Raw genomic sequence first — 12,162 nt, 5'->3', positions numbered from 1 at the left:
AATGATGATAACCTCTAGTGACTTACGGGCCTGGCGCGTCGGGCCCGTGTTGTACCGCTGGTTTCTGCGTTCGTTTCCGGACGGTGGCAGCTATGCGGATGTTCACCGTGCGCTTGAGCGAGAGGGTTTCGGCGACTGGGCGGACAGCCTCGTGGAATATGGCTGGTCTAAATGGTTGGATGAAGCACGTTTTGTGCAGCAGGATATTTTCGCGATGGCGCGTTTAGCCAGCCCGCAAACGGCAGACGACAATGGCAGACAGCTGGCGAGTGCAACGGACAGCGACAGCCTTGGCAGTGCAGGTGATAACGTCAAAATCGCCAGCGCCGGGTACGCCGCACAGATTGCCAGCGCGGGGTACAGCGCCCGCATTGGCAGCGTGGGGTACAATACGCATGTCGGCAGCTCCGGCAATCGCAGCAGAATTGCGGTTGCGGGAAATTCCACGCGCGTCAGCAGCGTGGGAAACGGCACGCGCATCGCCAGTACCGGCATGCGTGTGCGTATCAGTTCGTTGGGCGAGCGCAGCCGTATTGCCAGCAGCGGCGATCTCACGCAGATCGCCAGCTTTGGCCCTGAGTCAAAGATTGCTAACTGTGCTGACAATGTGCACATTATTGCCAGCGGTGAAAATGCGGTCGTTGCCAGTACCGGCGAGGTCGATTCAATCATTCTCGGCCCCGGTGGATGTGCTGCGCTTGCCTATCACGACGGGGAGAGAATGCGGTTTGCCGTTGCCATCGAGGGTGAGAATAATATCCGTGCCGGTGTGAAATACCGGCTCAACGACGACCACCAGTTCGTGGCCTGTTGAGCCGTGGCATTATTTTAGCGCGAACCGATGCCGGGCGACTTTCTCCAGCCCAAAACACAGCAGGTAGTAAACCAGTCCGGTAAAGACAAAAATCGCAGCCGGGTAAATCTGCACGCGGCTGTTCACCTGACCGGCAACCGTCGTCAGTTCAGGGATGTTGACGATAAACGCCAGCGACGTATCCTTTAGTAACCCAATAAAAATCCCCGTCAGCGATGGCAGAATATTACGCAGCACCTGTGGCAGTAAAATCAGCCACAACGTCTGAAATGGGCGAAATCCTTGAGCCACTGACGCCTCATACTGACCGCCAGGCAGCGCGTTTAAGCCCGCATACACGGAGTGCATTACCGAGGCGGCGGTAAACCAGGCTAGCGCCAGTGTGACGGTCGCCGCCCCTGGCAGATCGCTGCCTGTCAGCACGGGCAGCAGGTACCACATCCAGAAAATGACAAAAATGAGCGGAATGCCGCGAATAAACTCCGCCCAGACAAACAGTCCCTTGCGCACCACGCCCGGGAACCGCCACGCGCAGCAGGCGAGGAGAATCCCGGCGGGCAGCGCCAGCACCGCAGCGCCAATTGCCATCAGTAACGTGAGCAGAACTCCCCCCGGCTGTCCCTGTGCCGCGCGTCCCCACAGGAGATAGTCCAGATTGTCGGTAATCACCGAAATATTAGCGATCATGCTGTGGACTCCGGATGCTCAAAATGTGGGTTTTTACCGCAGATCGCTTTGCCGGTACGGGCCGAGGGCCAAGTCGCGTGAGCAGCATTCCCAGCACAAGCCCAGTGAGCAGATACAGCCCGGTGCCGACGGCAAACGCTTCCAGTGCGTGGGCGTTATAACTCTCGATTTGCCGAACCTGGTAGGTCAGTTCAGCGAAACCAATACCGCTGGCAAGCGATGAGAGCTTCATTAAATTGAGATACTGCCCGACGATTGGCTGCCAGGCGTTCGCCAGGCCCTGAGGCAACAGAATATGCCGAAAGGTCGCCCAGGAAGAAAAACCCTGCGCCACGGCGGCTTCCCGCTGCCCGCTGGACACCGCCTGTAAACCGGAGGCGATTTCCTCCACCAAAAAAGCTGACGTAAAAATCCCCAGCCCCCAGGCCGAACAGAGAAACTCCGGCGTTAACCACCAGACCTCTCCCGGCAGAATGGACCACGGGTGCTCAGCATTGATGAAGGTAATTACCCCCCGGGGAAGCAGATTCCATGCGGCGAAATACCAGAACATCAGTTGTACCAGTAACGGCGTGTTGCGAAAAACTGAAACCCACACGCTGACTATGCCACCGGCGATGCGATTACCCGAAAGGCGCAGGCCGAGCAGTAAGATGGCCAGCAATGTGGCGAGTACTATCCCCGCCAGTGTCACCCATAGCGTGGTCAGAAAACCTGACATTATCCATTGCAGAGGTTGCCCGCTCAGCACTCCCTGCCAGTCCATTGCGTGCATTATAACGATGACTCCTGATGTAACGGGTCGAGAACTTTTTTCAGGAAGCGTCGGGTCCTTGGGTGCTGTGGGCGGGTAAAGAACGCCTCGGGGGGCGCCACTTCGAGAATGTCGCCGCCATCAATGAAAACCACCCGATCGGCAATCTCGCGGGCGAAATGCATTTCGTGAGTGACGACAATCATCGTGATGCCACTATGGGCGAGGTTTTTCATCACCAGCAGCACTTCGCCGATCATTTCGGGATCCAGCGCGGAAGTGGGTTCATCAAACAGGATGATTTGTGGGGAGGAGGCCAGGGCGCGGGCGATGGCAACGCGCTGTTGCTGACCGCCGGAAAGCTGTGCGGCGTAGGCCTCGGCTTTGTCAGCCAGTCCGACCTGTTCCAGCAGCTCAAGCGCGCGTCGTTTCGCCTCCGTTTTATTCCAGCCGTGAACATATTCCAGCGCCAACGAGATGTTCTGCTGCGCCGTCAGATGTGCGTAAAGATTGAACTGCTGGAACACAAAACCAATGCGACTGCGTAACTGACGTAAGGCCGCGCCGCGCAGCTGGCCGATCGGGTGGTCATCAATGAAAATATCGCCCCCGCTAAGTGATTCAAGCTGATTGATCAGGCGAATAAGCGTAGATTTCCCTGAGCCGGAAGGGCCCAGAATGGTGACCACTTCACCGGGCTCCACGGTCAGGTTAACGTCATTTAACACCACCTGTGCGTCATACTGTTTATGCACATTGCGCAGCTCGACCCGCGCCTGACGCAACTGCGTAAAATCCGCAGCTGGCGCTGCGGAGCGAGGAAACAGACCTGAGAGCATATTACTTCGCTTCTATTTTAAAGGCGCGGGGCTGGGGATTTTTGGTTTCAGGCCCAAACCAGACATCGTAGATTTTGGCCGCCTGACCGGTCGACTCAAGCTTCAGCAGCTCGTCGTTTACCGCGTTTAACAGCGCCGTTTCGCCTTTTTTCACCCCTACGCCGATCTCTTCTTTACTCAGCAGGTCAGGTAAAATTTTGAAATCTGCTTTATCCGGTGCGCCACCTAACAGGCCCGCCAGAATAGTACTGTCCTGGGTGATGGCCTGAACATTGCCATTGCGCAGTGCGGTCAGCGCCAGCGGAATATCGTCGTAGGCCAGCACGCGTGACTGTGGGAAGCGCTGATGTAGCGCCTGTTCACCGGTAGTGCCTTTCACCGCGCCGATGCGTGCCTTGCTGTAATCATCAAGCTTGTCCGGGGATTTTGCGGGCACCAGGAACTGCTGTCCGGTGACAAAATAGGGGACCGAAAAGTCGATGACCTGCGCCCGCTCCGGCGTAATCGTAATATCCGCAACGATTAAATCGGCCTTACCGGATTGCAACAGCGGAATGCGGTTGGCCGGATTAGTTGCTACCAGTTCCAGTTTTACACCGAGTGATTTTGCCAGCGCTTCGGCAAAATCCACGTCATAGCCGACAATTTTATGTGTTTTCGCATCAACAGAGCCAAACGGTGGGTTAGCGTCGAACGTCGCGACTTTCACCACGCCTGCAGCTTTGATATCGGCCAGTTGATCGGCCTGAGCCTGCGAAGCCATCATGCCCGACGCGGACAATATGCTAAGTGCCAGGATTGATTTTTTAGCGCGCTGAATTTTCGTTGCCATCATTATATGAAATCCCTGTAGTTATTGGTTTGTGCTATTAACGCTCCCATAACTTATCGATGGCGCAAAATAAGAAAAAATTCTTATCTATATACAAAATGATATTAGTGAAATAGCTGTTAACAATGGGTAAATACAATGCAAATTATCCAGAAACGCTACTGTATTTCCATGCGGGCCTGTACCATAAACCGATAACCGATGTGGAATTGGGGGCCAGTCATGCTGCGTGATAATTTTAACGATCTCTATTATCTCAAAGACGGCCAGGCGCGCCGTTTACGGGTTATTATTTGTATTATCCCAGCCGCAAACAGCACACCTCTGCCTTTGCACAGCTGATTGAAGCATTGCGCTATACACGCAGACTGGAGATAAAAAAACCGGCATTACGCCGGTTCAGGGATTAGATTTTGCAGGCATCGCCGCAGTCATTATCCGCAATCATTTCCTGTGCTTTTTTGTCTGCATCTTCCAGACGTTCCGCATTGCGCTCTTGCGCTTCATCGAGCCCATCAAAGACCAGATTATCGAGATCAATTTCCATCAGTCACCTGTTCAGGTTCAGCGTTTAACATCCCCCTTATTATATTGCAAAAATGTTGCTGAACAGCAGCGATTCTTGCGATTTAGAGGCGACTATCAAATCAGATGTGCGTATTTTTCCGGTAGCGTGGTCCACAGATGTCGGTTGGCGGCGCTCAGGATGAGTATTGTCGAAAACCCGGCTGGACCTTAACGGATGAGGATAAAAATACAGTCGATCGCTTTATTGAACAGTTCGGTTTGTCGGTGTTGTCCGAACCGATAACCTGACATGCACGCCAACGCCGCGCCCCTGAACTGAAACACCGCTCCGGTGCGCGGCGGACCTCGCTAACCCCCTCTTTTTTGTCCGTTTTTTAACCCGTCACAACTCGCAAAAATGTTAATAATATGTTTCGCAATCATGCGGCAAGCCTGTTTATTCAGGAACGTGATGTGCGATCATTTTTAACAATATCATGACAAAATCACTATACATATAACTTAATATCTTTTATACATTAATCGTTAACCCCTGTGACTATTCCACAAAAGAGAAAGAGATATGGAACAGATACCTGATAATAAAAACGATAATTTTCAAAAAGATGGCAAAGAGCAGTTCAACCGTTCGATCGGACTTATCTCTAACTTTGCGCTGGGTTTTACCTACCTGTCGCCACTCACCGCCGTGTATTCGCTGTTTGCGCTTGCCGTAACGCTGGCAGGGCCACCGGCGGTATGGTGGATTTTAATCGTCGCCTGTGGGCAGCTTCTGGTTGCGCTGGTGTTTGGCGAAGTGGCGTCTCAGTATCCGATTACCGGAGGGCTGTATCCCTGGGCCAGAAGGTTGTGGGGGAAAAAATATGCGTGGATCGCCGCCTGGATTTACCTGTGGGCGCTGGTGGTGACCATCACCTCAATCGCGGAATACACCTCAACCTTCGTCGAGTCATTATTCCACTATGGTCAGACTCCGGCCACCATGCTGCTGACATCCGTGGTGCTGCTGCTCTTGATGATGGCGGTGAATATGTCCGGGACAAAGAATCTTGCCCGGGTCGCCAAAATTGGTTTCTGGTGTGAGATCGTCAGCGTGATTGCGCTGGGGATTTACCTGCTGATATTCCACCGTTCACAGCCATTCTCGGTGATATTTGATTCAATGGGCGTGCTGGCCCAGGACGGGAGCTACTCCACCGCCTTTATGTCTGCCGCGCTGATGGGCCTGTTTATGTTCTTTGGCTTTGAAGCCTGCGGCAACGTTGCGGAAGAGGTGAAGAACCCAAGCAAAAAAATCCCGATTGCGATGATCCTGAGTATCGTGTTTGGTGCGATCTCGGCCATTATTTCCGTCATGGGGTATCTGCTGGCTTCGCCGAATCTGGTCAGTATTGTCAACGGTAAAACGGCCGATCCGATCCCGGCTATCCTCAATGAGGCCCTGGGGGAAACCGGCGCGACGGTCTTTATCATCGTCGCGATTATCGCCATGCTGTCGTGTATTCTGTCTCTCCAGGCTGCGCTGAGCCGCCTTATCTTCTCTTTCTCCCGTGACAGAATGCTGCCGGGAAGCGAGTGGATGTCCAAAATCTCTAAAAATGGTGTTCCCGATAATGCCATGGTGGTCAGTTGCTTACTGCCGGTGATTATCTGTGTTTGGGTCTATTTCCAGCCCGATAATCTGTCGCGCATTACCGCGTTTGCCGTTATCGGTATCTATATTTCCTTCCAGATGGTCGTGCTGGCAGCGCTGCGCCAGCGCCTGAAAGGCTGGAAACCGGCGGGTGAGTGGACCATCGGTGGTTGGGGGACTCTGGTTAACGTGCTGGCGTTAGCTTACGGGTTGTGCGGGATTTGGCTGCTGGCCCAACCCGCTGACAGCAGTGATTTCATCGACCGCTGGACGGTGCTGTTTGGCCTGGCGATTGTGGTGGGTTCGGGGCTTATCTACATGTTCATGACGCGTCCGTTTGGTCGCTCTGCTGCGCCGGAAAATGATGCGATAGCCTACGCAAACAAGCTCAATATGGGGCAGGATAATTAAACAAAGGGCCTTCGGGCCCTTAGAGCCTATCCCCTTAGTGTTGATAGTGGTAAAGAATGAAGTAGTCGCTCTGATACACAATACGGGTATTCATCGGTGACAGTAATTCTCCCACGCGACAGCGCGGCCAACTGGAAAAGATAATCCGGTTTTCCAGATTGGTCAGAATGACATAGTAAGGTTGAGGGCAGGAGAGCAGTTCTGCCTCGATCTGGCTAACCAGCAGATCGACAGCGGCGACGCCAAGAAACTGGTCATGGTAGTAAACGGGCACCGCCGAGGTCAGTGTGTAAGAAATGTTGCAGATATAGTCGACGTAAGGCCCGTGAATATAGGCTTCACCTGCAGGAGGAGAATGCTTAAACCACTCGAAGGTTCTGAAATCCAGCCGCTGTTGGGTAGCCTGATCTAAATCCAGATGCGCCTGACTCAGACCGTTATCTTTCTTATACCACCACTCCAGCAGCCAATACTCGTTGCGGGTTGGCGTATTCTCAATATGGCTGGCGAATCCGGCACCCGAGCAATAGTGATTGTGATTCAGCGTGTGTTTAATGTGCTGCTGAACAGTGGCTCTCACTGCCGGGTCGAGGACCACCTCTGCCGAGCCTTTTTGTACACCGGCAATCGCCTCGTGGATGCTCCTCGCCAGCGCAACGGTAGACTCTACGGTAGAGACAGTAATATCATCAATTTTACGGATTAATGCGCTAAGGGATGTCGAAGAGCTCATGGTCTTTCCTGCCTTCACTGATGGTCAGTTCGCGTTATATTTCAGCTTTTTTTCAATAAGATAATAGGTACAGGTATCGATAATCTGGGTGGCAAATTGCACCGATTCTGTCTCATTATGCGCGGCCAGCGCATCGGCCAGCGCCGAATAGAGCGCAATGATCTCGGCGTGAATAGTGCCAGAACGATAGAGTATAGCGACCAGCGAAGCCCACTCCGCCTGCACCTGCAGCTCCTGATTCGCCAGCCGCGCTGAATGCGAACTGGCGGCGATCGCCAGCAGGCAACGCATATCGGCCTGGGTCATTAATTCGGGTGAATCAGCCTTTCTTAACACCTCAACAAACTCGCGAAATTTAGCGATATCCGCATTGGTCATGCGCCGGGAGGCCAGCCTGGCGCTGTGGCTGATAATGGCGCAATGCATTTCGCCTAAGTCGGAAAGGTAATCGGTGCCAATCGATTTAAACGGATGCAGGACGCTATTTTTGCCATCAATATTTTCGCAAACGAAGCTGCCGCCATTTCGGCCACGAACCGTATGGATAAGATTATTAGCCCGAAGCGTGTTGAGTGCTTCTCTGATGGTGATATGTGAGACGCCCATCATCTTTGCCAGGTCGGTTTCGTTGGGCAGTTGCTCTTTTGGCTCGAGCAATCCCGTAATGATGGCGTTTGAAAGGCGCTGCACAATCTGGTCGGAACGACTGACCTGCCCGATAGGCGCAAATATGACCGCATGAGTAATCATAATCTTTTCTGCACTCAATTCCCTGAAACAACAACCCTTTCTAACACAAGCCTGTCAGGCAAGGAAGGTCAGAATGGTCGCGTTATTTTACCTGCCCATGCACAGAACCGTTGCACAGGCGGATGTGTGTCCCGTTAGCGTCAAATGACGATGAATAACCTTACCGCGAAAATGTAAAATTTAAGTTAAAAATGCGACGTTTATCATACTGTCAATGTTGCGCATTTGAAAAAAATTTACAATATATATATTACATAAGATTCTTTATGTATTAACGGGCAGGAGACAGTCATGAAAACCCTGAAGCATTTTATTAACGGACACTACGTGGCGGGCAGTACCGAAGACGCGTTTGAGCTGGTCAGCCCGGTGGACGGTGAAACATACGCGTTATCGCCCAATGGTGGGGCAGCAGAAGTCGATCTGGCCTACTCGGCCGCCGCTGCCGCGTTCAGTATCTGGAAGAAATCGACGCCCGCACAGCGGCAAAAAGCGCTTCTGGCACTGGCTGATGAAATCGAACGCAATGTAGAGCGACTGGTTAACGCCCAGAGTCAGGAAACTGGACAGCTGCGCCATTTTATTGAGAAAGAAGAGATCGCGGCCTCCTGCGACGCCATTCGATTTTTTGCCGGTGCCGCGCGCTGCCTTGAAGGGAAGGCTGCCGGTGAATATTCTGCCGGGTTCACCTCAACCATTCGTCGCGAACCGCTGGGTATTGTGGGGCAAGTCACGCCGTGGAATTACCCGTTTATGATGGCGGTGTGGAAGATAGCCCCTGCGCTGGCGGCAGGAAATACGGTGGTGCTTAAACCGAGTGACACCACGCCGGTCAGCACGCTGCTGCTGGCTGAGCTGGCCGCGCCGCTGTTCCCGAAAGGGGCGTTTAATGTGGTATTAGGGAAAGCCAAAACCGGTTCGCTGGTGGTGTCGAACCCGACGGCCTCACTGGTTTCGATTACTGGCTCGGTACGTGCGGGTCTACAGGTGGCCGCGTCGGCGGCGGCAAACCTGACCAAAGCCCATCTGGAGTTGGGCGGTAAAGCGCCCGCCGTGGTATTTGCCGACGCGAATATCGACAGGGCGATTGAGACGATCGCTACCGCCGGCTTTTTCAATGCCGGGCAAGATTGTACTGCCGCCACGCGAATTCTCGTCGAGCAGTCCGTTTATGCTGAGTTTTTGGAAAAATTGATCCAGAAAACAAAAAGCATCAAATTTGGTCCCCCGCAGGATAGGGATGCGCTATATGGCGCGTTGAATAGCCGGAACCAACTGGAGCAGGTGCAAGGTTTTATTGCGCGTCTGCCTGCGCATGCAAAAATTGAAACGGGTGGCAGAGCAGGGCCCGGACCGGGCTTCTACTTTGAGCCAACCATCATCTCCGGTTTGCATCAGCACGACGAAGCCATTCAACATGAAGTGTTTGGTCCGGTAATGGCGATTCAGTCCTTTTCGACTGACGAAGACGCGTTGCACAAAGCCAATGATGTGGAATACGGCCTGGCCGCAAGCGTCTGGACCGGTAACCACGGCCGCGCACAGCGTTTTTGCATTGACCTCGATTTTGGCACGGTGTGGATCAACAACCATATTCCACTGTGTGCGGAAATGCCGCACGGCGGGTTCAAGAAATCCGGCTACGGTAAAGATCTCTCCTCTTATTCACTCGATGAGTACACCCGAGTGAAACATATCATGTGCGATATTTCTGAATAGCGGGTAATACGATGAAAACATTAAAAATAGCTGCGCTGTCGCTGGTGATGTTCTCGGGGTTTAGTCTGGCAGACAGCTCCCCGCTGAACACCGTAAAAGCGTATATGGCGGCCTGGAATGCGCATAACGCGCCGCTCGCAGCGCAGTATCTGGCCGACGACGCGGTCTATTACGATGCCGCCGCCGGGGAGCCGATAACTGGCAGGGAAAAAGCCGAGAAAGAGGTGATTGGAGCATTCATTAAGGCGGTCCCGGATCTGAACTGGAAAATGGTCGGCAAACCCGTCTATGACGAAGATACCGTGGCATTTCGTTGGGAGTTCTCGGGTAAAAATAGCGGCGAATGGGCAGGAAGTCCGCCGACAAATAATCCGATCAAATTTGAAGGCGTCAGCTATATTCATGTTAAGGCAGGAAAAATCACCTGGCAGGGTGATTATTATGATTCTAAAAAACTGGATGAAGAACTCAAGCCAGTGAAGTAGTCGGTGGTCCCCCTTGTGAGAGGGGGACCCTCTCATTTGTGCTGTGTTTAGGGCAGTGTGTGCGTGGCAAAAGGACAAGTTAATGGCAATTACCCGACGTGATTTTCTCAACGGTGTGGCGGTCACCATCGCCGCGGGGCTGACCCCTCTGGATATGGTCAGAGCGGCAGGAAAAGAACATGAATTTATCGATGGAAGTTATTACCCTCCCAGCCTGACGGGGCTGCGTGGTAACCATCCGGGCTCGTTTGAAATGGCTCACGCGCTGGGCCGGGAACAGAAAAAATTTGATTTAACGGCGCTTCCGGTCGAGGAAGAGTACGACCTGGTGGTGGTTGGTGGCGGCATTAGCGGGCTGGCGGCCGGATGTTTCTGGCGGCAACTTGTCGGGCAAAACAGCAAGGTTCTGATCCTCGACAACCATGATGATTTTGGCGGCCACGCCAAACGTAACGAATTTAGCACAGCCGGAAAAAAACTGATCGGCTATGGCGGCAGTGAGTCGTTTCAGTCGCCAGCGCATAATTTCAGCCCGGACGTACAAAAGCTGATGGAAACACTCGGCGTGAGCGCCACCAAGCTCAAAGAGAGTTTTGACGTCAACTTCTATCCAGACTGGCAGCTCAGTCGCGGCGTCTTTTTCGACAAAAAGAATTTTGGCGAGACCAAAATCGTCAGCGGCGATCCGGGACGCGCTGTTTCCGACGATATTCCACCGGACCGGCTCAACGGTCGTAAGATTGAAGACTTTATCAATGATTTTCCGTTGAGTGAGAGCGACCGAAAAGCGCTTATCGACCTGCATGTACGCCCTGGCGACTACCTTCCGGGCATGACGGTCGAGGAGAAAAGTAGCTGGCTGGATACCCACAGCTACAGTGAATTTCTGGCCACGAAAGTCGGTTTAAGCAAAATGGCACTGCTCTATTTCCAGCAGCGCTCCAACGATTTCTTTGCTATCGGCATTGAGGGCATTTCCTGTAGCGATGCCCGGGCATGCGCCTTACCGGGCATGGAAGCGTTAGGTCTGCCGCCGCTGGACGGCGAGTCACTGGCCGACCTCGAAGAGCCGTATGTTTATCACTTCCCCGATGGCAACGCGGGACTGGCACGAATAATGGTCAGATATATGCTCCCGGATGCCTTGCCGGGGACCACCATGGAGGATTCCGTCCTCGCCAGATTGCATTACGAAAAGCTGGATCTGCCGGAAAATACCACGCGTTTACGCCTCAACAGTAGCGTGATTAATGCGGCCAACGTGCCGGGCGGCGTGGCCGTAACCTATCTGCGTGACGGCAAATTGCATCGAGTGCACGCAAAAAATGCCATCATGGCGGGTTATAACATGATGATCCCGTACCTGGTGCCGGAAATGCCGAAACAACAGCAGGCAGACCTCAAGCTGAACGTAAAGGCGCCGCTGGTTTACACCAACGTAGTGGTGAAAAACTGGCAGGCGTTTAAGCAACTCGGCGTACATGAGTTTTATTCCCCGGCTGCGCCGTACAGCCGCATTAAGCTCGACTATCCAGTCAGCATTGGCGGCTATCAGCACCCGGCGACCCCAGACGATCCGATGGTGATTCATATGGTCTATGTGCCAACCTATCCGGGCAGTAACCTACCGGCGAGAGAACAATTCCGCCTGGGACGGGCCTATCTGCTGGGGACCACGTTTGCTGCGCATGAAGAGATGATCCGTGGCCAGTTGCAGGAGATGTTTGGCTCGACAGGCTTTGACAATCAACGTGATATCGCGGCTATTACGGTTAACCGCTGGGCACATGGCTATGCCTATTACGCCAACCCGCTGTTCGACGACATGGATGAAATGGAGAAGGTTGTTGAGCGGGCACGCCAACCCATCGGCCGAATTGCGATTGCTAACTCTGATGCCGACTGGAGCGCGTATGCACATGCGGCGATCGATCAGGCATTGCGGGCGGTTAACGAACTCAAGGGTATGAGGTGATC

General features: G+C 53.3%; 13 protein-coding genes. 6 read left to right on the top strand and 7 right to left on the bottom strand.

What is annotated here, in order from left to right:
• Position 1: 1 nt before the first annotated feature.
• Complete coding sequence (gene ydhT, locus IB214_RS12865) at positions 2-814, top strand: protein YdhT (protein WP_117343031.1); 813 nt, start codon at positions 2-4, stop codon at positions 812-814.
• 9 nt (positions 815-823) lie between these two features.
• On the opposite strand, the gene IB214_RS12860 is transcribed toward ydhT, so the two are convergent.
• The 5 genes from IB214_RS12860 to IB214_RS12840 form a co-directional block, all read right to left on the bottom strand.
• Positions 824-1,501 carry an amino acid ABC transporter permease gene (locus IB214_RS12860; protein WP_117343032.1) on the bottom strand — a complete coding sequence of 226 codons (678 nt, stop codon included), beginning with the start codon at positions 1,499-1,501 and terminating at the stop codon, positions 824-826.
• On the bottom strand, positions 1,491-2,276 hold the full coding sequence (locus IB214_RS12855; RefSeq protein ID WP_117343033.1) for an amino acid ABC transporter permease: 786 nt from the start codon (positions 2,274-2,276) through the stop codon (positions 1,491-1,493). Before IB214_RS12855 ends, IB214_RS12860 begins: the two co-directional genes overlap by 11 nt.
• Positions 2,276-3,094: an amino acid ABC transporter ATP-binding protein gene (locus IB214_RS12850; RefSeq protein ID WP_117343034.1), complete on the bottom strand. Its 819-nt coding sequence runs from the start codon at positions 3,092-3,094 to the stop codon at positions 2,276-2,278. The genes IB214_RS12855 and IB214_RS12850 overlap by 1 nt, the downstream gene beginning before the upstream one ends.
• A gap of 1 nt (position 3,095) precedes the next feature.
• Positions 3,096-3,929 carry an ABC transporter substrate-binding protein gene (locus IB214_RS12845; protein ID WP_115258614.1) on the bottom strand — a complete coding sequence of 278 codons (834 nt, stop codon included), beginning with the start codon at positions 3,927-3,929 and terminating at the stop codon, positions 3,096-3,098.
• Positions 3,930-4,332: 403 nt separating this feature from the next.
• Positions 4,333-4,473, bottom strand: a complete 141-nt coding sequence (locus IB214_RS12840; RefSeq protein WP_096757192.1) for a hypothetical protein — start codon at positions 4,471-4,473, stop codon at positions 4,333-4,335.
• A gap of 137 nt (positions 4,474-4,610) precedes the next feature.
• Between IB214_RS12840 and IB214_RS12835 the strand changes: the two genes are divergently transcribed.
• Positions 4,611-4,742 (top strand): hypothetical protein, encoded by a 132-nt coding sequence (locus IB214_RS12835; protein WP_255508612.1) that lies wholly within the window; start codon positions 4,611-4,613, stop codon positions 4,740-4,742.
• A gap of 274 nt (positions 4,743-5,016) precedes the next feature.
• Positions 5,017-6,498: an APC family permease gene (locus tag IB214_RS12830; RefSeq protein ID WP_117343035.1), complete on the top strand. Its 1,482-nt coding sequence runs from the start codon at positions 5,017-5,019 to the stop codon at positions 6,496-6,498.
• 34 nt (positions 6,499-6,532) lie between these two features.
• Here IB214_RS12830 and IB214_RS12825 read toward each other — a convergent pair whose 3' ends face one another.
• Both IB214_RS12825 and IB214_RS12820 read right to left on the bottom strand, forming a co-directional pair.
• Positions 6,533-7,231 (bottom strand): cache domain-containing protein, encoded by a 699-nt coding sequence (locus tag IB214_RS12825; RefSeq protein WP_117343036.1) that lies wholly within the window; start codon positions 7,229-7,231, stop codon positions 6,533-6,535.
• 24 nt (positions 7,232-7,255) lie between these two features.
• On the bottom strand, positions 7,256-7,981 hold the full coding sequence (locus IB214_RS12820) for a GntR family transcriptional regulator (protein WP_115258605.1): 726 nt from the start codon (positions 7,979-7,981) through the stop codon (positions 7,256-7,258).
• Positions 7,982-8,272: 291 nt separating this feature from the next.
• Between IB214_RS12820 and IB214_RS12815 the strand changes: the two genes are divergently transcribed.
• From IB214_RS12815 to IB214_RS12805, 3 genes are all read left to right on the top strand, one after another.
• Positions 8,273-9,700, top strand: coding sequence for an aminobutyraldehyde dehydrogenase (locus IB214_RS12815; protein WP_117343037.1), 1,428 nt, complete (start codon positions 8,273-8,275; stop codon positions 9,698-9,700).
• Positions 9,701-9,711: 11 nt separating this feature from the next.
• Positions 9,712-10,185: an ester cyclase gene (locus IB214_RS12810; protein WP_117343038.1), complete on the top strand. Its 474-nt coding sequence runs from the start codon at positions 9,712-9,714 to the stop codon at positions 10,183-10,185.
• 82 nt (positions 10,186-10,267) lie between these two features.
• Entirely contained in the window at positions 10,268-12,160 is a 1,893-nt protein-coding gene (locus IB214_RS12805) for an FAD/NAD(P)-binding protein (protein WP_115258602.1), read from the top strand.
• Positions 12,161-12,162: the final 2 nt, after the last annotated feature.

The sequence above is a fragment of the Citrobacter sp. C1 genome (assembly GCF_014596895.2).
Classification (GTDB): Bacteria; Pseudomonadota; Gammaproteobacteria; order Enterobacterales; family Enterobacteriaceae; genus Citrobacter; species Citrobacter gillenii.
This window is presented reverse-complemented; position numbering and strand designations above follow the sequence as displayed.

Excerpts from the sequence above, each read along its gene's own strand:
- IB214_RS12855 (WP_117343033.1), bottom strand. The coding sequence starts at position 2,276 with ATGCACGCAATGGACTGGCAGGGAGTGCTGAGCGGGCAACCTCTGCAA.
- ydhT (WP_117343031.1), top strand. The coding sequence starts at position 2 with ATGATGATAACCTCTAGTGACTTACGGGCCTGGCGCGTCGGGCCCGTG.
- IB214_RS12860 (WP_117343032.1), bottom strand. The coding sequence starts at position 1,501 with ATGATCGCTAATATTTCGGTGATTACCGACAATCTGGACTATCTCCTG.
- IB214_RS12845 (WP_115258614.1), bottom strand. The coding sequence starts at position 3,929 with ATGATGGCAACGAAAATTCAGCGCGCTAAAAAATCAATCCTGGCACTT.
- IB214_RS12810 (WP_117343038.1), top strand. The coding sequence starts at position 9,712 with ATGAAAACATTAAAAATAGCTGCGCTGTCGCTGGTGATGTTCTCGGGG.
- IB214_RS12840 (WP_096757192.1), bottom strand. The coding sequence starts at position 4,473 with ATGGAAATTGATCTCGATAATCTGGTCTTTGATGGGCTCGATGAAGCG.
- IB214_RS12850 (WP_117343034.1), bottom strand. The coding sequence starts at position 3,094 with ATGCTCTCAGGTCTGTTTCCTCGCTCCGCAGCGCCAGCTGCGGATTTT.
- IB214_RS12815 (WP_117343037.1), top strand. The coding sequence starts at position 8,273 with ATGAAAACCCTGAAGCATTTTATTAACGGACACTACGTGGCGGGCAGT.
- IB214_RS12835 (WP_255508612.1), top strand. The coding sequence starts at position 4,611 with ATGTCGGTTGGCGGCGCTCAGGATGAGTATTGTCGAAAACCCGGCTGG.
- IB214_RS12820 (WP_115258605.1), bottom strand. The coding sequence starts at position 7,981 with ATGATTACTCATGCGGTCATATTTGCGCCTATCGGGCAGGTCAGTCGT.
- IB214_RS12830 (WP_117343035.1), top strand. The coding sequence starts at position 5,017 with ATGGAACAGATACCTGATAATAAAAACGATAATTTTCAAAAAGATGGC.
- IB214_RS12825 (WP_117343036.1), bottom strand. The coding sequence starts at position 7,231 with ATGAGCTCTTCGACATCCCTTAGCGCATTAATCCGTAAAATTGATGAT.
- IB214_RS12805 (WP_115258602.1), top strand. The coding sequence starts at position 10,268 with ATGGCAATTACCCGACGTGATTTTCTCAACGGTGTGGCGGTCACCATC.